This window comes from Klebsiella sp. S69, assembly GCF_016516145.1.
GTDB lineage: Bacteria > Pseudomonadota > Gammaproteobacteria > Enterobacterales > Enterobacteriaceae > Klebsiella > Klebsiella oxytoca.
Genome location: NZ_JACVUU010000008.1, coordinates 156,195 through 174,451, shown reverse-complemented (window position 1 = coordinate 174,451; position 18,257 = coordinate 156,195). Strand labels below are relative to the sequence as shown.

Here is an 18,257-nt window from a genome sequence, read left to right as displayed (position 1 = left end):
GCTTACGATCGACCGCGGCCAGAGAGCCGTAGCGAATAATAATTATCACATGATCAAGGGTTTATGATGTCTCTCTCCACTCACTCCCGGGATGGGCGAAACGCTCCATCCCTGCTTGCGATAGGCATAGCGCTGGCGCTCTCCCCAAACCTTAGCCAGGCTGCCAGTCACTCCGAAGACACTATTATTGTAGAAGGTTCCGCAGATAGCGCTTCGGATACGCAAGAACAGGATTACAGCGTCAAAACTACCTCCGCAGGGACAAAAATGGAGATGGCCCAGCGCGATATCCCGCAATCGGTCAGTATCATCACCGAACAACGGATGCGCGATCAGCAGTTGCAAACGCTGGGTGATGTGATGGAGCACACCATGGGGATCAGCAGCAGCCAGGCAGATTCTGACCGCACCAGCTACTACTCTCGTGGTTTTGAGATCGATAACTATATGGTCGATGGCATTCCGACCTGGTTTGAATCCCGCTGGAATCTGGGCGACGCGCTTTCCGATATGGCTCTTTTCGAACGGGTGGAGGTCGTCCGCGGCGCGAATGGTCTGCTGACCGGCACCGGTAATCCCGCCGCGTCGATCAATATGATCCGTAAGCATGCGACCAGCCGCGAGTTCAAGGGAAATGTCTCTGCGGAGTACGGCAGCTGGAACAAGCAGCGCTACGTTGCCGATATGCAAAGTCCGCTAACCGAAGATGGCAACGTGCGGGCGCGCATTATCGCTGGTTATCAAAATAATGACTCATGGCTCGATCGTTACAACAGCGAAAAAACGTTCTTCTCGGGGATTGTGGATGCGGATCTCGCGACGTCGACCAGTTTATCCGCCGGCTACGAGTATCAGCGTATCAACGTCAATAGCCCGACATGGGGCGGTCTGCCGCGCTGGAATACCGATGGCAGCACAAACCGTTACGATCGCGCCCACAGCACCGCTCCAGACTGGGCCTATAACGACAAAGAGATCAATAAAGTCTTCGTTACGCTGAAACAACGCTTTGCCGATACCTGGCAGGCAACGCTGAACGCCACTCACTCCGAGGTCAAGTTCGACAGCAAAATGATGTACGTGGATGCTTACGTCAATAAAGCGACCGGGATGCTGGAGGGGCCTTATAGCAGCTACGGTCCGGGCTATGACTACGTAGGCGGTACCGGCTGGAATAGCGGAAAGCGTAAAGTCGACGCCGTGGATCTGTTCACCGACGGCGGCTACGACCTGTTCGGCCGCCAGCATAATCTGATGATAGGCGGCAGCTACAGCAAGCAAAATAACCGCTATTTCAGCTCGTGGGCAAACGTCTTCCCCAATGAGATTGGCAGCTTCTACAGCTTCAATAGCGCTGGGTTCCCGGAAACCAGCTGGGGCCCGCAGAGTCTGGCGCAGGACGATACCACGCGCATGAAATCGGTGTATGCCGCTACGCGTATTTCCCTGCTTGATCCGCTGCATCTGATCCTTGGCGTCCGCTATAACAACTGGAGCATTGAGACGCTGACCTACAACATGGAGAAAAATCATACCACCCCATACGCCGGGCTGGTTTACGACATAAACGACAATTGGTCGGCCTACACCAGCTATACCTCGGTCTTCCAGCCGCAGAACAAGCGCGATAGCTCGGGTAAGTATCTGACGCCGATTACCGGGAATAACTATGAAGTGGGCCTGAAGTCGGACTGGATGGACAGCCGATTAACCACGACTCTCGCGATATTCCGCATCGAGCAGGATAATCTCGGCCAGGCGACCGGCGGGCAAATCCCCGGTAGCAACGGCGAAGCAGCCTATAAAACCGTCGATGGAACCGTGAGCAAAGGGGTGGAGTTCGAAATCAACGGTGCGATTACCGATAACTGGCAGATGACCTTTGGGGCGACGCGTTTTGTCGCTGAAGATAATGAAGGCAATGCGGTGAATCCCAACCTGCCGCGAACCAGCGTCAAACTGTTTACCAGCTACCGTCTGCCGGTAATGCCTGAACTGACCGTTGGCGGCGGCGTTAACTGGCAGAACCGGGTATATAAAGATACCGCGACGCCATACGGCACCTTCCGTGCGGAACAGGGCAGCTATGCGCTGGTTGATTTGTTCACTCGCTACCAGGTCACTAAAAATTTTGCTTTGCAGGGTAACGTCAATAACCTGTTCGATAAAACCTACGACACCAACATCGATGGTTCAATTGTCTACGGCGAACCGCGCAACTTCAGCATTACCGCCAGCTATCAGTTCTGATCTCTGGTTAACGTGACAAAATCCGCGGGCGCGCTTTTAACGCCTGCGGCCATTAAAAAAGGCAGCCAGTTGGCTGCCTTAGTCTCCCCATATCACAACTTAGCTGTTGCGGATGTATTCATCCATTTCAGTTTTCAGGTTATCGGATTTAGTACCGAAAATAGCCTGAACGCCCGAACCTGCAACAACCACGCCTGCGGCGCCCAGTTTTTTCAGGCCAGCCTGATCAACTTTCGCCACATCCGCCACGCTCACGCGCAGACGAGTGATACATGCGTCAAGGTTAGTAATGTTCTCTTTACCGCCGAAAGCAGCGATCAGTGCCGGAGCCATTTCGCTGGTCGCGCCAGCTTTGCTGTCTTCGGTTGCATCTTCGCGACCCGGGGTTTTCAGATCCAACGCTTTAATCAGCACGCGGAAGACCACGTAGTACACGATCGCGTAGCAGATACCGACGATCGGGAACAGCCACAGCTTGCTGCTGTTGCCGGAGAGAACGATAAAGTCGATCAGGCCGTGAGAGAACGACGTCCCGTCACGCATACCCAGCAGGATACAGATCGGGAAGGCCAGGCCCGCCAGAATTGCGTGGATAATGTACAGGATCGGCGCAACGAACATGAAAGAGAACTCGATCGGCTCGGTGATACCGGTCAGGAACGAGGTCAGCGCTGCGGAGATCATGATACCGCCCACTTTCGCGCGGTTTTCTGGCTTAGCAGAGTGCCAGATAGCGATAGCGGCAGCCGGCAGACCGTACATTTTGAACAGGAAGCCGCCGGACAGTTTGCCCGCCGTTGGGTCGCCTGCCATGTAGCGCGGAATATCGCCGTGGAAGACCTGACCTGCTGCGTTGGTGTATTCGCCAATCTGCATCTGGAAAGGTACGTTCCAGATATGGTGCAGACCAAACGGCACCAGGCAACGTTCAATGAAGCCGTAGATACCGAACGCGACAACCGGGTTCTGGTAAGCAGCCCACTGGGAGAACGTCTGGATGGCAGTACCGATCGGCGGCCAGATAAAGGACAGGATCACGCCCGTGAAAATCGCTGCCAGACCGGAGATAATTGGCACAAAACGCTTGCCCGCAAAGAAGCCCAGATATTCAGGCAGCTTGATGCGATAGAAGCGGTTGAACATGTACGCTGCGATGGCACCCGAGATGATCCCCCCGAGTACGCCGGTATCTGCAAGGTGTTTAGCCGCAATCTCTTCAGCAGGTAAATGCAGAACCAGAGGCGCAACCACGGACATGGTTTTCACCATGATGCCGTAAGCGACGACCGATGCCAGAGCGGATACGCCGTCGTTATTGGTGAAGCCAAGTGCGACACCGATAGCAAAAATCAGCGGCATGTTAGCGAAGACTGAACCGCCCGCTTCTGCCATGACGTGGGAAACTACGGCTGGCAGCCAGCTGAAGTTTGCGGAACCGACGCCCAGCAGGATACCTGCGATAGGCAGTACGGATACCGGCAGCATCAGCGATTTACCGACCTTCTGCAGGTTAGCAAATGCATTCTTAAACATAATTGAGAGTGCTCCTGAGTATTTGGTGCTTTTTTACGCTTTCACGCATTGGCCCGGGGGGAGAACCGCGCCGTGGACAGGACATCTAAGCGCCCTTTATTTATTACACAGAGTAAAATAAATACCGGGATGATTGTTTGACGGCTATCACGTTTCAATCAGACACGAGCCAAAAACTTACACTGGTTTACATAACTCGTGTCTGAATGTTGCCAAAAAACCTTCACCGCCCCATTTGTGGCGGTGAACTTTACTCGCTTTAGCTATTAATTACGAGCCTTAAAATAATAAGGAATATCAGAGAGGTTGCAGCCGGGAGGGGTCGATATGAAAAAGCGTCGCGAAATTTTCCGTGGTCTGTTGTGCCAGTTGCTCCAGCGATACGCCTTTAAGAACCGCCATATACTCGGCGACATCCCTGACCAATGCCGGTTGGTTCTCTTTACCACGATGCGGTACCGGAGCCAGATACGGCGAATCGGTCTCTACCAACAGGCGATCGAGAGGTACATAGCGCGCTGCATCGCGAAGCTGCTCCGCATTACGGAACGTCACAATGCCGGAAAACGAGATGTAGAACCCCATATCCAGCAGCTTACCCGCTGTCTCTCTATCCTCAGTGAAACAGTGTAGTACGCCACCGCAATCCGTCACTTTTTCTTCGCGTAAAATTTCCAGCGTATCGGCGCGGGCATCTCGGGTATGCACGATAACCGGCTTATTCAGCTCCCGGCCTATCCGGATATGGTCGCGAAACGACGTCTGCTGGCGCGCTTTGGTTTCCGGCGTGTAGAAATAATCCAGTCCGGTTTCACCCATCGCCACCACGCCATCCTCTGCGGCGAGCTGGCGCAGCGCCTCAACGTCGTACTCTTCATCCTGGTTCAACGGATGCACGCCGCAGGAGAAAACGACGTCGTTACGCTGGCCCACCAGCTCGCGCATACCGCGATATCCCGGCAGGGTTGTGGCCACCGCCAGGCAAAATTTCACATCGCGGGCGGCGGCTTTAGCCAGCACATCGTCCACGTTTTTATGCAGCGTTTGATAATCCAGGCCATCGAGATGGCAATGGGAGTCGACTAAAAACATAATGTCTCTCTCAGAGGTGGGATACGGGAAGGACCGCCCCAGGTTGCAGGTAATGTTCCCAGCGCAGAAGGCGCTCGGTAAGCAGCAGTTCGCGATTGATACCGACAACGCTCAGCAACTGCTCGCGGCAGGCGTTAACGTCGCGCGCGATCGCCTGTAAACGCGCGGCCGGCAGCGCAGCGGCCAGTTGATTCACCAGAGGCCAGGCATCGGGATTGCTGATAAGCGTAATTCCCTGCTGCCTTTTTTGTGCATCGACCAGCAGTGATGCCAGCCAATGCAGACGAATCGCGGCCTGCTCATGATTCAATACCGGCAGCAGAGACAGCCAGTCGCCGTGGGTTAAAACAGCACCCAGGGTCTGGCAAAGCTGCAGCCGCACGCTCCAGTGAGCGTCCTGCAGCAGATCCAGCGCCGCCGCCGGGGCATTGGCGCTAAGCCGCAGCGCCGCGAGCAATGCATCTTGTGACATTGTCACTTCTCGCTCTAACCACGCCAGCGCATACTGTTCAGAAGGCGGAGCAAGGTGATGTAACCGGCAGCGGCTGCGCAACGTGGCCAGCAAGCGTGCGGGCTCCTGACAGGCAAGGAAGAACCATGTGTTTTCCGGCGGCTCCTCCAGCGTTTTCAGCAGGGCGTTGGCCGCCGCGTCGGTCAGCAGAGCGGCATCGTCTATCCAGACGACCTTCGCGCCGCCCAGACGGGCTCGTTCATAGAGTTTTTCGCTCACTTCACGCACGGCGTCAATCCCGAGCGAGCTCTTCCCCTTTTCCGGGATCAACGCATAATAATCCGGATGCGTCCCGGCTTGCATCAGCTGACAGCTATGGCATCGACCGCAGCTTTTATGCCCCTCCGGCTGCCGGCACATCAGAAAACGACACAGCGCGTAAATTAACGCATCGCTTCCCATACCCGGCAGCGCCTGAACCAGTAGCGCATGGTGACCCCGTCCCGCCTGATAGCCGGAAACGAGCTGTTCAAAAGACGGACGTAACCACGGATACCATTTCATGCGCGCTGCTCCGCGACCCACTGATTCACCACCGCGCGGATATCGCGCTCAACGGCCTCAAGCGGCTGGGTGGCGTCAACGGTGCGTATGGTGTCGTCCTGCGCCGCCAGCTCAAGGTAGCGCGCGCGCGTGCGGTTAAAGAAATCGAGCGACTCCTGTTCGATACGGTCGAGTTCGCCGCGAGCGCGGGCGCGCTTCAGCCCTACCTCGGGAGTCACATCCAGGTAGAGCGTCAGATTGGGACGAAAATCGCCCAGTACCGCATCGCGCAGGGTTGCCAGCATCGTTTGGTCGATACCGCGGCCGCCGCCCTGATAGGCCTGGGTCGAGAGATCGTGACGATCGCCAATGACCCACTGGCCGCGGGCCAGCGCGGGTTTAATCACCGTCTCAACCAGCTGCACGCGCGCCGCGTAAAACATCAGTACTTCGGCTTTATCATTGATAACTTCATCGCCGGTGGACTGTATATCCAGCACCAGGCTGCGCAGCTTCTCGGCCAGGATAGTGCCACCCGGCTCGCGGGTAAACACCATGTCGCTAATGCCCAGCTGTTTTAGCGTCTCTACCACAAGATTACGTGCGGTGGTTTTCCCTGCGCCCTCCAGGCCCTCGATGACGATATAGTTACTGCGCATTTTTTTCCTTAAGTACTTTCAGATAATCCTGAACCGAGCGGTTATGGCCGATCAGGTTGGTATTAAACGTATGTCCGCCCTTCCCGTCCGCGACAAAATAGAGGTACGGCGTTTTTGCCGGATGCGCGGCGGCGTTGAGCGAGGCTTCCCCCGGCGCGGCTATCGGGCCGGGCGGCATGCCGTTAATGACATAGGTGTTGTAAGCGGTTGGGGTTTCCAGGTCTTTACGCGTCAACTTACCATTATAACCCTCACCCATGCCGTAAATCACGGTCGGATCGGTTTGCAGACGCATGCCGATACGTAAGCGGTTGATAAACACCGAGGCTACGCGGTCGCGCTCTTCGGCCACTGCGGTCTCTTTCTCAATGATCGAGGCCATGGTCAGCAGCTGATTTTTATCTTTGTACGGCAGATTATCCATCCGCCCTTCCCAGGCTTTATCGACCGCGGCAACCATCTTCTGATGCGCGCGCTTAAGGATCGCCACATCGCTGGTGTTGGCGGTATACATCCAGGTATCCGGCCAGAACCATCCTTCGACCCAATCAGGATGCTCCAGATCGAGAGCCTTTGCGACGGTTTCATAGCGATCGTCCGCCAGCGTATGCTTTACGTAGGGCGCATCGCGCAGCTGGCGCAGGTAGTCGCTAACCCGCATCCCTTCCACGAAGCGTAGCGGAAACTGGGCCTCTTTGCCGCTGGCTAACAGCTGCAGCATTTGACGTACCGTCATTTCAGGCGTGAAGCGATAGGTTCCGGCTTTAAAGTGGGATAGCTCGGGCTCAATGCGCAGCAGCCACTGAAATACCCGAGGTCGGTTGATCACTTTATCGCTGTAGAGCTGCTGCCCAAGCGCCAGGCGACCTGTGCCGGTCTCGAGCGTAAAGATGGTCTCTTCTTTAATCAGTAATTTGCTGTCCGCCAGCTGGCGAACTTTCCACATACCGACGCCGGCGGCGATGCCCAGCACTACCACCAATAGCAGGATGAAACGTAACATTTTCTTCATGACTAATCAGACAGCTCACACAAGGGGGCTAAAAAATGGTAAAGCTCGCGCGCGGACCAGCATTTATCGTCCCAGCGGCGAACCGGCACCAGCGGCATCAATGCGTTACAGACAATGACCTCGTCGGCTTCGCGCAACGCATCGGGGCGCATGGTGACTTCGACAACGCGAAACGGCGATGGTGCCAGCTTAGCGAGAATGTGCTGACGCATAATGCCGTTGACTCCCGCCCGATCGAGGCGCGGGGTAAAGACGTCAAAGCCTGTACGCCAGAATATGTTCGCGGCACAGCATTCCGTAAGCCACCCTTCGCTGTCAAGGACCAGCGCCTCATCGGCGTCCGTCTGCTCAAGATGAGAACGAATCAGCACCTGCTCAAGGCGATTAAGGTGTTTGAGTCCGGCAAGTAAAGGGTTACATCCCAGCTGAACCGGGCTCAGCGAGACGGAGATCCCTTCTTTACGCCAGCGGTGGTAGTGAGCCGGGTAAGGCGATACGCTGAGGATGCGGCTGGGATTTACGCAGCCTGCGGCGCTATAGCCTCGACCGCCCACTCCGCGCGTGATGATCGCTTTCAGCACGCCATCAGAATGGGGCTGCGCAAGGCGTGCCATCTCCCCGGCTAACAATTCCCAGTCGTTGAAGGGGATAAAGAGCTTTTTGCAGGTCGTCTGTAGCCGAGTCAGGTGAGCGTTGAGGAACTGAACCTGTCCCGCAACAATTCGCGCGGTGGTAAAACAGCCGTCGCCAAACTGCACGCCGCGATCGTTCACCGGTAACACATTCGCCCATGCGCCATTCAGTAGATACATTCACCCCCCTCATTATTAATAACGATAAGAGTGCCTTCAGAGGACACATTATGCAACCATCTGTACAAATCAATAAACCATACTGAACGCGCCCATTTAGTTCTCTTAATTAATGAATTCATAACTCACAAAAAGTAACTTAACCTTCCATCAAAGTATTCATTGCAATAATAAGAGTACACATCAAGCAATATCATTCACATAAAAAATCACATAACTAATATTGATTTTTAAAAAAACCACAATCCAGTTTTAGAAAACATAGCTACCCACACCACTAAGAACACCTATAATCAAATTGCCCGAAATTAATATTAAATTCTGTACGATTATTATTTCCCTATCAATGAAATGGAAAAATCATCGTCACTTATCTTTATCAAGGACTTATCAATGAAATTAAAATTAGCTACTATCGCTTTTTTTGCCGCCATGGGGATTGCCTCTTCTGCAACCGCACAGGATGGCCAGATTAATTTTACCGGAAAAATAACAGAAACCGGTTGTAAAATTAACGGCGGAGTCACCAGCGCGCAGGATGTGAAACTCGGTGAGGTCTCTAAAACTGCACTGCCGGCTGCTGGCGACACCGCTGCGACCACCCGTTTTTCGCTGGTATTAACCGAATGTCCGGAAGACCTGTTAGGTAAGCCGATTAGCGTTAAATATGATGGTACTCCGGATAGCATCAATACCGATTATTTACAGCTGACCGGTGCGGGTAGTGAAAATGTTGCTGAAGGCGTGGCGATTCAGTTGCTCAATGACGACACCTCGGCGCTGCCGCTGGGCACGTCTTCCAGGCCGGTAACTATTAGCAACAATGCAGCTGAAGAAACCACTCTTAACTTCTTCGCTCGCTATATCGCAACCACAGATACAGTGAAAGCCGGTGATGCTAATGGTACCGTAAACTTCACGCTGACCTACAACTGATCGCTCCTTTCTTCAGTTATCACGACCACAAAAAATAAGGCCGGAAATCCGGCTTTATTTTTCGGAATATTGCCAATGAAAAAAAGCTTAATATTAATTGCCACAACGCTATTAATGATGACAGTATCAGCTCAAGCCGGAGTTATTATCGGTGGAACGCGCGTTATTTATAACGGCGATAAAAAGAGACTTCAATTAGCGTAAAAAATCCTGACAAATCATCATACCTGATACAATCCTGGAGCGATAGCGGAGAAAAAAACAACGATAAATCACCCTTTATGGTTACTCCACCGCTCTTTCGTCTCGGGCCTGGACAAGAGAACACGCTAAGAATAATTCGCACCGGCGGTAACTTACCTGAGGACCGGGAGTCTCTGTACTGGATGAATATTAAATCTATTCCTTCGACGGAGAAGCAGGATAATGTAAATAGCCTGCAAATAGCCATAAAAACGCGCATCAAGTTAATATATCGCCCCAGGCGCTTATCAAAATGCCGGAAGATATTGCCGAAAAATTAACCTGGCAGCGTAACGGTAATACTCTGATCGTTAGCAATCCTACAGCGTACTACATGAACTTCAGTACCATCAAAATGGGCAATACTTCGGTAAAAAATGCCGCCTGGGTTGCACCGAAGAGCTCGGTTAGCTTTGCCATTCCTGCCGGCGCGAGCGGCGATGTGGTATGGACGCTGATTACTGATTATGGCTCCGTCGGAAAAGAGCATCGGGCACGTTTATAACGCTAACCAGTGTTAGCACCGAAAGGATATCGGGATGAATGTAGACGCCTACAAAAAGAAAATAACGCTCAGTCGTATCGCCTGCTTTATTGCCTTGCAGTGTGCTTTATCTATTCATAATACCGCATTAGCTCGCGAGTATTTTAATCCGGCCTTTCTCGGGATCGATGGGCCGGGAAAGGATCTGACCGACCTCTCTGCTTTTGAAGAAGGCATCGGCCAGATACCGGGAAACTATCATGTTGACGTTATCGTCAATAAAACATCAGTCGGTCTATATGATATTGACTTTGTAATGCAAAAAGATAGCCAGGGCAACGCTACGCTCCAGCCCTGTCTTAGCCTTGAGGCATTACAAAAATTTGGTATCCGTACACAGTCATTTCCCCAGCTTGCTGACGGTAAAGATTGCGCCAACTTACAGGTTATTCCACAGGCCAATGCGGAATTTGTCTTCGATCGCCAGCAGCTACGCCTCTCTATCCCACAAGCTGCATTAAACAACCATGCCCGCGGCTATGTGGCTCCAGAGCGGCTAGACGAAGGAATTAATGCGCTACTGCTGAACTACAACTTTAGCGGCGCCAATACCGAAGCTCGTCAACGCGGCGCAGAAGACTCGAACAGCTATTATCTGAACTTAAGACCCGGTTTTAATATCGGCCCCTGGCGAATCCGCAACTACACGACCTGGAACCGTAACAGCAGCGGTGGGCAAGCACAGGAGAGCTGGGATTCACTCTATACCTATGCACAGCGCAATATCATCGCCCTGAAAAGCCAGCTCACAATTGGCGACAGCACCGCGCCTTCGGACATCTTTGACAGCGTCCCCTTCCGCGGTGCGCAGCTCGCCTCCGATGACGATATGCTTCCCGATAGCCTCCGCGGCTATGCGCCAGTAATTCGCGGTATTGCACGCACTAACGCTCAGGTGAGCGTTAAACAGAACGGCTATACCATCTATCAGAGCTATGTCTCTCCGGGAGCGTTTGAGATCGCTGACATGTACCCCACCGGCAGCAGCGGCGATTTTGACGTCACGATAAAAGAAGCTGACGGCAGCGAACAACATCAGAAAATCGCCTTTGCCTCCCTTCCCGTACTGCAGCGTGAAGGCCAGTTGAAATATAGTCTGACCAGCGGCCAGTACCGCCCTTATGACAGCGATATTAATAAAGACACGTTTACGCAAGGGACCGTCATTTACGGTCTACCGGCAGGCTTTACCGTTTATAGCGGCGGTCAGTTCTCTCAACATTACCAGTCCGTCCTTCTGGGTGCAGGTAAAAATTTAGGAATGCTGGGAGCGCTATCGATAGACAGCGCGCAGGCATGGTCAAGAAAACAGGACGAAAGCAAAGAAAGTGGTCAATCATGGCGCATACGCTACAGTAAGAACATTATTGAAACGGGAACCAATTTCTCAATTGCGGGCTATCGATACTCAACCTCGGGCTACTATAGCCTGTCAGAGGTACTGGACACGTGGCGCGATAACGACTGGAAAAGTCAAAACGATCGCCGCCGCAATCGCGCCGAGCTTCAGCTTAACCAGAATATCAGCCAAAACCTGGGTTCGCTCACCCTCAACATGATGAGTGAGGATTACTGGAATAGCGAGCGTAAAATGCGCTCCATCAGCGTGGGATATAGTAACAACTGGGCAGGAGTAACTTACAACCTCAACTATAGCTATAACGAAAACACCACCGATACCGACAATAAAAAAGTTTATGATAAAGATCAGATCTTCTCATTTAACATCAACGTTCCTTTCGATCTCTGGTCAGGTAATAACTACGCTACCTACAGTCTGAACACCAGTAAGCACGGTAGCACCAGCCATAATCTGGGGATGAATGGCTCTACGCTGGCAGACAACAATCTGAACTGGAACATCCAGCAAAGCCAGACAAATCACGGTGAAGGCAATGGTGGTTATGCCAGTCTTGACTATCAGGGCACCTATGCCCGGGTCAATTCGGCGTACAGCTATGACCGCGATCAGCGCCGCGTCAACTATGGTATCGACGGCTGAATCGTCGCCCACGCTCACGGCCTGACGCTCAGTCAGGAGTTAGGCGAAACTGCAGCCCTGGTCGAAGCGCCCGGTGCAGATGGCGTGACGGTAATGAATCAAACAGGGGTAAAAACCGATTATCGCGGCTATACCATTGTTCCGTATGTCTCCCCCTATCGTGAAAGCGTGATTTCCCTGGATACGGCGACGCTACCGGATAATGCCGACGTAGAGCTGACCTCACAAACCGTTACGCCCACTCGCGGAGCCATCGTCCGCACCCACTTTGCGGCTCACGTCGGCAAACGAGTGTTAATGACGCTCATTCGCCGCAGCGGTGACGTCGTCCCCTTTGGCGCAATGGTCTCAATCAACGGCGTCGACAAGCCGTCCGGTTCTATCGTCGGCGACGGCGGGCAAGTTTATCTTACCGGCATGCCGACTAACGGTACCGCCACGGCAAAATGGGGGCAAACAGCGTCAGAACAGTGCGAGTTTCTCTGGCAGCTACCTGACGTCGACCCCGCAAGCGGGGTCGCTGAACTAACATCCTCCTGCCAATAGAAAGGAAAAGGCGCCACGAGATGAAAGCAAAACTCTATTTACCCATCGCGGCAATCACTTTCTTTGCCCTCTTCCCCGCGCATGCAGACTATTTTGATGCGGTCAGGGGAAGCGTAATGAACTATAAATTTGATGATTTCACGCTGCCAGCTAACCCTGGAGAAACGACCTACTGGGAAGAAGCGGGATCGCTACCGACAACGATATCCAGGAGTGATACAACTGGCTCTTATATTGCCCTTTCAATTAACGGAACCCTGGTTGGTGACAATATCTACGCGACCAGCAATCCGGGTATTGGCATTCAATATAAAACGAGCGTTGATACACTGACTGACGCGGGTGGAGGCACAGAATCGACTCTGAATAGTCGCTTCAATTTAAGGCAGCAGGTCGCTGCAGATATAAGCACTTACGTCCACGTAAAATACCGACTTGTCAGGCTGACAAATAAGATCCCTGCCGGCAAAATTACCAGCGCACCGCAGGTAACTGCCACTTTTTACAACCCAGATGGAAGGGGTACCGCTGTATTCACTCACGGTATTTATAGCTCAACGATTGCCTCGCAACCTAAAACAACTTCCTGCACGGTAGACGCGCCGACGGAGATAAAGCTTCCTGCGCTTTACGGTAATAAGCTGAAAAATGGTGCGCAAACTATTACTGAAGCTCCGACCATCAAATTAATCAACTGTCCCGGCGCTATTGATGGTATTTCTTATAACTTTAGTGCCGTTTACGGCGCGCGCGATGCCTCAAATGGAATACTCAACGCCGTTAATGGCGATGGCTACGCGCAAAACGTTTACATTCAGGTCCAGAATGCCGACGGAACGCCCCATATGGTTAATAGCTTAATAGCACTCAGTGATTACACAGGTTCAGGTGAATATGAAATCCCTGAATTTAAAGTTGCTTATTATATTGAGAATACTGCAAGCGTGACGGCTGGAGAAGTGAAGTCAGCTATCGAACTCAAATTAACCTATAACTAAACAAGGAAAGAAAATGAAAATTAAACAAGGAGTTCTGGCAGCTTTGGTTACCGCCAGCTGCGGATTCTTCACGCCTTTAAGCCTCGCGGTCAATATCGATATCACGGGAAAAGTTATCGCCTCTCCTTGCGAGGTCAATGGCGGTAATGACTCCCTTTCTATTGATCTGGGTGATTCTATTCGGGCCGGCGATATCTTTGAGCCTGGCAGTGGCAGTGAATGGAAACAGGCTGAACTTGTGCTGATTTGTCCGCCTTCGGCCAGACTTTTTAATGTGACATTTACGGGCATTAGCGATGATGACGAGCCGGCTTACTACAAGAATACCGGTACCGCTCAACGCGTCATGGTTGAATTAACCGATACTAAGTCAGAAACAGCCTTCAAAACGGGACGACTCTGGAAAATCTCAAAGTACAGGGAGGCTATATTCTCACCATGCGCGCCCGTGCGGTTTCTAAATGGAATCCCATGCCGGGCACCATTTCAGCGCAGGTACAGGCTACCATTACCTATCCGTAGAATAACGTAAGAGACCGGATATAAAGAATGAGACTGCGAATAATAGAGGTTATCTCATGGCTTACGCCCGCGCTCGGGATAATGATGACCGCCGTTCCGGCATTTGCGACAGACATCAATCTAACGGGTACGGTGGTCGCCTCTGCCTGCACGGTAGATACTGCACATTCGCTCAATCAGACAATTACATTCCCGGATTCAAAGACATCTGATTTTACCAGGGCAGGTGATGCCAGCGAATGGCAGAATTACGCCATCGTATTCACCTCTTGCCCACCGTCAACAACGGACATAATTGTTGACTTCTCCGGTACGCCAGATCCATCCAATAAATGTCTGGCAAAAAATGACGGGAGTGCCACAGGTATTGCACTACAATCGGCCTTTGGCGAAGATGGTGGTTACTTGCAAAATTGCTTTGGTGGAATGACTGGAACTGCTTATGAAACAGGAAGAACCATCGAGTTATCCTCTCGAATGATTGCCACCTCCGATCGTGTCACCGGAGGGAGTTTTCATTCAACCCTGTTACTTACTGTGACCTACAAATAACATTACGCTGACGCCTTGATAGCGAAAGCCTGTGCCATCGAACGTCAGGCATAAAAAAAACGGCACGTATAAACGTGCCATTTTTTATTGACTGCATCGACCGCTAGACGCGCTTGAAAATCAGCGAGCCGTTGGTACCACCGAAGCCAAAGGAGTTACACAGGGTATACTCCATTCCGCTAACCTGGCGCGCTTCGTGCGGAACGAAGTCCAGGTCGCAACCTTCATCTGGGTTATCCAGGTTAATGGTTGGCGGAACGGCCTGATCGCGCAGCGCAAGGATGGAGTAGATAGACTCTACTGCGCCCGCCGCGCCCAGCAGGTGGCCGGTCATGGATTTAGTCGAGCTGACCATTACGCGGCTGGCAGCGTCGCCAAAGACGGATTTCACCGCCTGCGCTTCTGCTTTATCGCCTGCCGGCGTAGAAGTCCCGTGAGCGTTGACGTAGCCAATCTGGCTTGCTTCAATGCCCGCGTCGCGAATAGCGTTAACCATCGCCAGCGCTGCGCCAGCGCCATCTTCCGGCGGTGAAGTCATATGGTAGGCATCGCTGCTCATACCAAAACCGACGATTTCCGCATAGATTTTCGCGCCGCGTTTTTTCGCGTGTTCGTACTCTTCCAGCACGACCATGCCTGCGCCGTCGCCCAGTACGAAACCATCACGCTCTTTATCCCATGGACGGCTTGCCGCCTGCGGGTTGTCATTGCGCGTGGAGAGCGCTCGTGCTGCACCAAAGCCGCCTACGCCCAGAGGGGTACTGGCTTTTTCTGCGCCACCGGCAACCATTGCGTCAGCATCGCCATAAGCGATAACGCGCGCTGCGTGACCAATATTGTGAACGCCAGAGGTGCAAGCGGTCGCGATGGAAATGCTTGGTCCACGCAGACCAAACATGATGGTCAGATGCCCGGCCACCATGTTAACGATTGTGGAAGGAACAAAGAACGGGCTGATCTTACGCGGTCCGCCTTTTACCAGCGAACTGTGGTTTTCTTCGATCAGGCCAAGTCCGCCAATACCGGAACCAATAGCGGCACCGATGCGGGTAGCATTCTCTTCCGTCACTTCAAGGCCAGAATCCTGCATGGCCTGAATGCCAGCGACAATTCCATATTGAATGAAGGCGTCCATCTTGCGCTGTTCTTTACGCGAGATGAAGTCATCACAGTTAAAATCCTTTACTAAGCCAGCAAATTTCGTTGCATAGGCGCTAGTATCGAAATGGTCGATCAGGCTGATGCCACTCTGACCGGCAAGGAGAGCTTTCCAGGTAGACTCTACGGTATTGCCGACAGGAGACAACATGCCCAGTCCGGTCACAACTACACGACGCTTAGACACGGTTGTCCTCCAGGGAGGGAAAATAGATTCTTGTGGGACAAAATATGGATAAAACTCAGGCGGTCGAGTGACCGCCTGGAGATGTTCACTTACGCCTAGTGGCCGTTGATGTAATCAATGGCAGCCTGAACAGTAGTGATTTTCTCAGCTTCTTCGTCCGGAATCTCAGTATCAAACTCTTCTTCCAGAGCCATTACCAGCTCAACGGTGTCAAGAGAATCAGCGCCCAGGTCTTCAACGAAGGAAGCATTGTTGGTAACTTCTTCCTGCTTAACGCCCAGCTGTTCGCCGATAATTTTCTTAACGCGTTCTTCGATAGTGCTCATACTCTTAAATTTCCTATCAAAACTCGCTTTCGCGATGGTTTTCGTAGTGTATAAAATGTTGAAAAATTTGCAACTAAATCCCGGCAGGTCTTACCACGATTTTACGCTATTTTGCGGCTGTTTGCCCTCATAACGCAAATGATTTTGTACAAAACATTACAGAGAACCGCACGGACTGCGCGGTTCCTGAACGTTTTGCGCAAATCTCGGTCAGACCATGTACATTCCGCCGTTGACGTGCAGAGTTTCACCAGTGATGTAACTCGCCTCGTCAGAGGCTAAAAATGCCACCGCGCTGGCGATTTCATTTGGAGAGCCAAGGCGCCCCGCAGGAACTGCCGCCAGCGTACCCGCACGCTGCTCATCGGTCAGCGCACGCGTCATGTCCGTTTCAATAAAGCCCGGAGCAACAACGTTTACAGTAATACCGCGGGACGCAACTTCGCGAGCCAGTGATTTACTGAAGCCAATCAGACCCGCTTTCGCCGCAGCGTAGTTGGCCTGACCCGCATTTCCCATGGTACCAACCACAGAACCGATAGTGATAATACGTCCATGACGCTTTTTCATCATAGCGCGCATTACCGCTTTTGACAGACGGAAAACAGATGACAGGTTGGTTTCGATAATATCGTTCCACTCGTCATCTTTCATGCGCATTAACAGGTTATCACGAGTAATCCCGGCATTGTTCACCAGGATATCAACTTCACCAAATTCTGCGCGAATATTTCCCAGAACAGATTCGATAGATGCAGGATCGGTCACATTCAGCAGCATGCCTTTCCCGTTAGCACCTAAATAATCGCTAATCGCCTGCGCGCCGCTTTCGCTGGTCGCAGTACCGATAACTTTTGCCCCACGGGCAACGAGCGTCTCAGCGATTGCGCGGCCAATCCCGCGACTTGCACCGGTAACCAGCGCGATTTTTCCTTCAAAACTCATGGTTTTCCTCTTTTATTGCTCAAGCGCCGCAGACATAGCTGCCGGCTCGTTAAGCGCGGAAGCGGTCAGGGTGTCAACAATACGTTTAGTCAGACCGGTGAGGACTTTACCCGGGCCAACTTCATACAGATGCTCTACGCCCTGTGATGCCATAAATTCAACGGTTTTGGTCCACTGAACCGGGCTATACAGCTGACGGACAAGGGCATCGCGAATAGCTTCAGGCGTCGTTTCACTTTTCACGTCAACGTTATTCACGACTGGAATAGCTGGTGCGTTGAAGGTTATTTTTTGCAGCTCAACGGCCAGTTTCTCCGCTGCGGGCTTCATCAGCGCGCAGTGGGATGGGACGCTAACCGGCAGCGGCAGAGCACGTTTAGCGCCTGCCGCCTTACAGGCCGCCCCTGCGCGTTCTACGGCCTCTTTATTACCGGCAATAACGACCTGACCCGGCGAGTTAAAGTTCACCGGAGAAACCACCTGCCCTTCGGCAGACTCTTCGCAGGCTTTCGCAATCGCAGCATCGTCAAGACCGATGATCGCAGACATCGCCCCGGTACCTTCCGGAACCGCTTCCTGCATGAACTTACCGCGCAGTTCAACAAGGCGAACGGCGTCGGAAAAATTGATAACGCCCGCGCATACCAGCGCTGAATATTCGCCAAGGCTATGGCCAGCCAGCATCATCGGCGCTTTTCCGCCCTGCTGCTGCCAGACGCGATAGAGCGCAACGGAAGCGGTCAGCAGCGCCGGTTGGGTCTGCCAGGTTTTATTTAGTTCTTCCGCCGGGCCCTGCTGTGCAAGCGCCCACAGATCGTAACCCAACGCCGCAGAGGCTTCACGGAACGTCTCTTCGATTACCGGGTAAGCGGCCGCCATATCTGACAGCATCCCGACACTCTGAGAGCCCTGTCCCGGGAAAACAAAAGCAAATTGCGTCATGTTT

Annotated in this window: 15 protein-coding genes and 2 pseudogenes; 7 read left to right on the top strand and 10 right to left on the bottom strand. The window is 52.6% G+C overall.

Annotated features, from left to right (window positions below; genetic code table 11):
- Nucleotides 1-66 precede the first annotated feature (66 nt).
- The gene (gene fhuE, locus IAE27_RS10295) at nt 67-2,250 is read left to right on the top strand and encodes a ferric-rhodotorulic acid/ferric-coprogen receptor FhuE (RefSeq protein ID WP_004112180.1); all 2,184 of its coding nucleotides are present in this window, start codon (nt 67-69) and stop codon (nt 2,248-2,250) included.
- A 99-nt stretch (nt 2,251-2,349) separates the two neighbouring features.
- On the opposite strand, the gene ptsG is transcribed toward fhuE, so the two are convergent.
- The 6 genes from ptsG to pabC all read right to left on the bottom strand — a co-directional run bounded on the left by ptsG (nt 2,350) and on the right by pabC (nt 8,352).
- A complete protein-coding gene (ptsG, locus tag IAE27_RS10290) occupies nt 2,350-3,783 on the bottom strand; it encodes a PTS glucose transporter subunit IIBC (RefSeq protein WP_004101102.1) in 1,434 nt (477 codons plus the stop codon).
- A gap of 297 nt (nt 3,784-4,080) precedes the next feature.
- Nucleotides 4,081-4,875 carry a metal-dependent hydrolase gene (locus IAE27_RS10285; RefSeq protein ID WP_004112178.1) on the bottom strand — a complete coding sequence of 265 codons (795 nt, stop codon included), beginning with the start codon at nt 4,873-4,875 and terminating at the stop codon, nt 4,081-4,083.
- Nucleotides 4,876-4,885: 10 nt separating this feature from the next.
- On the bottom strand, nt 4,886-5,890 hold the full coding sequence (gene holB / locus IAE27_RS10280) for a DNA polymerase III subunit delta' (protein WP_004112177.1): 1,005 nt from the start codon (nt 5,888-5,890) through the stop codon (nt 4,886-4,888).
- Nucleotides 5,887-6,528 carry a dTMP kinase gene (gene tmk / locus IAE27_RS10275; RefSeq protein WP_004101099.1) on the bottom strand — a complete coding sequence of 214 codons (642 nt, stop codon included), beginning with the start codon at nt 6,526-6,528 and terminating at the stop codon, nt 5,887-5,889. Before tmk ends, holB begins: the two co-directional genes overlap by 4 nt.
- Complete coding sequence (gene yceG, locus IAE27_RS10270; RefSeq protein ID WP_023329502.1) at nt 6,518-7,540, bottom strand: cell division protein YceG; 1,023 nt, start codon at nt 7,538-7,540, stop codon at nt 6,518-6,520. The genes tmk and yceG overlap by 11 nt, the downstream gene beginning before the upstream one ends.
- A gap of 2 nt (nt 7,541-7,542) precedes the next feature.
- Nucleotides 7,543-8,352, bottom strand: coding sequence for an aminodeoxychorismate lyase (pabC, locus tag IAE27_RS10265; RefSeq protein WP_064345233.1), 810 nt, complete (start codon nt 8,350-8,352; stop codon nt 7,543-7,545).
- A 393-nt stretch (nt 8,353-8,745) separates the two neighbouring features.
- Here pabC and IAE27_RS10260 point away from each other — a divergent pair, with 393 nt between their 5' ends.
- The 6 genes and pseudogenes from IAE27_RS10260 to IAE27_RS10235 all read left to right on the top strand — a co-directional run bounded on the left by IAE27_RS10260 (nt 8,746) and on the right by IAE27_RS10235 (nt 14,695).
- The gene (locus tag IAE27_RS10260; RefSeq protein ID WP_070557371.1) at nt 8,746-9,288 is read left to right on the top strand and encodes a fimbrial protein; all 543 of its coding nucleotides are present in this window, start codon (nt 8,746-8,748) and stop codon (nt 9,286-9,288) included.
- A 75-nt stretch (nt 9,289-9,363) separates the two neighbouring features.
- Nucleotides 9,364-10,036: pseudogene (locus IAE27_RS10255) on the top strand (molecular chaperone).
- A gap of 34 nt (nt 10,037-10,070) precedes the next feature.
- Nucleotides 10,071-12,623 (top strand): annotated as a pseudogene (locus tag IAE27_RS10250) (fimbria/pilus outer membrane usher protein).
- Between the two features lie 20 nt (nt 12,624-12,643).
- Complete coding sequence (locus IAE27_RS10245) at nt 12,644-13,621, top strand: fimbrial protein (RefSeq protein WP_154022131.1); 978 nt, start codon at nt 12,644-12,646, stop codon at nt 13,619-13,621.
- Nucleotides 13,622-13,634: 13 nt separating this feature from the next.
- On the top strand, nt 13,635-14,153 hold the full coding sequence (locus tag IAE27_RS10240) for a fimbrial protein (RefSeq protein WP_227685258.1): 519 nt from the start codon (nt 13,635-13,637) through the stop codon (nt 14,151-14,153).
- Nucleotides 14,154-14,224: 71 nt separating this feature from the next.
- A complete protein-coding gene (locus IAE27_RS10235; protein ID WP_227685257.1) occupies nt 14,225-14,695 on the top strand; it encodes a fimbrial protein in 471 nt (156 codons plus the stop codon).
- 103 nt (nt 14,696-14,798) lie between these two features.
- On the opposite strand, the gene fabF is transcribed toward IAE27_RS10235, so the two are convergent.
- The 4 genes from fabF to fabD all read right to left on the bottom strand — a co-directional run bounded on the left by fabF (nt 14,799) and on the right by fabD (nt 18,253).
- Nucleotides 14,799-16,040, bottom strand: coding sequence for a beta-ketoacyl-ACP synthase II (gene fabF / locus IAE27_RS10230; protein ID WP_004101085.1), 1,242 nt, complete (start codon nt 16,038-16,040; stop codon nt 14,799-14,801).
- A 95-nt stretch (nt 16,041-16,135) separates the two neighbouring features.
- Entirely contained in the window at nt 16,136-16,366 is a 231-nt protein-coding gene (gene acpP / locus IAE27_RS10225; RefSeq protein ID WP_028126151.1) for an acyl carrier protein, read from the bottom strand.
- A gap of 210 nt (nt 16,367-16,576) precedes the next feature.
- Nucleotides 16,577-17,311, bottom strand: a complete 735-nt coding sequence (gene fabG / locus IAE27_RS10220) for a 3-oxoacyl-ACP reductase FabG (protein WP_004101082.1) — start codon at nt 17,309-17,311, stop codon at nt 16,577-16,579.
- Between the two features lie 12 nt (nt 17,312-17,323).
- A complete protein-coding gene (fabD, locus tag IAE27_RS10215) occupies nt 17,324-18,253 on the bottom strand; it encodes an ACP S-malonyltransferase (RefSeq protein ID WP_004112164.1) in 930 nt (309 codons plus the stop codon).
- Nucleotides 18,254-18,257 lie beyond the last annotated feature (4 nt).

Bases quoted from the DNA above. Each gene is read 5' to 3' on its own strand.
- IAE27_RS10245 (WP_154022131.1), top strand. From the start codon at position 12,644: ATGAAAGCAAAACTCTATTTACCCATCGCGGCAATCACTTTCTTTGCC.
- yceG (WP_023329502.1), bottom strand. From the start codon at position 7,540: ATGAAGAAAATGTTACGTTTCATCCTGCTATTGGTGGTAGTGCTGGGC.
- pabC (WP_064345233.1), bottom strand. From the start codon at position 8,352: ATGTATCTACTGAATGGCGCATGGGCGAATGTGTTACCGGTGAACGAT.
- acpP (WP_028126151.1), bottom strand. From the start codon at position 16,366: ATGAGCACTATCGAAGAACGCGTTAAGAAAATTATCGGCGAACAGCTG.
- IAE27_RS10240 (WP_227685258.1), top strand. From the start codon at position 13,635: ATGAAAATTAAACAAGGAGTTCTGGCAGCTTTGGTTACCGCCAGCTGC.
- IAE27_RS10260 (WP_070557371.1), top strand. From the start codon at position 8,746: ATGAAATTAAAATTAGCTACTATCGCTTTTTTTGCCGCCATGGGGATT.
- IAE27_RS10285 (WP_004112178.1), bottom strand. From the start codon at position 4,875: ATGTTTTTAGTCGACTCCCATTGCCATCTCGATGGCCTGGATTATCAA.
- fabD (WP_004112164.1), bottom strand. From the start codon at position 18,253: ATGACGCAATTTGCTTTTGTTTTCCCGGGACAGGGCTCTCAGAGTGTC.
- tmk (WP_004101099.1), bottom strand. From the start codon at position 6,528: ATGCGCAGTAACTATATCGTCATCGAGGGCCTGGAGGGCGCAGGGAAA.
- fabG (WP_004101082.1), bottom strand. From the start codon at position 17,311: ATGAGTTTTGAAGGAAAAATCGCGCTGGTTACCGGTGCAAGTCGCGGG.
- fhuE (WP_004112180.1), top strand. From the start codon at position 67: ATGTCTCTCTCCACTCACTCCCGGGATGGGCGAAACGCTCCATCCCTG.
- IAE27_RS10235 (WP_227685257.1), top strand. From the start codon at position 14,225: ATGATGACCGCCGTTCCGGCATTTGCGACAGACATCAATCTAACGGGT.
- holB (WP_004112177.1), bottom strand. From the start codon at position 5,890: ATGAAATGGTATCCGTGGTTACGTCCGTCTTTTGAACAGCTCGTTTCC.
- ptsG (WP_004101102.1), bottom strand. From the start codon at position 3,783: ATGTTTAAGAATGCATTTGCTAACCTGCAGAAGGTCGGTAAATCGCTG.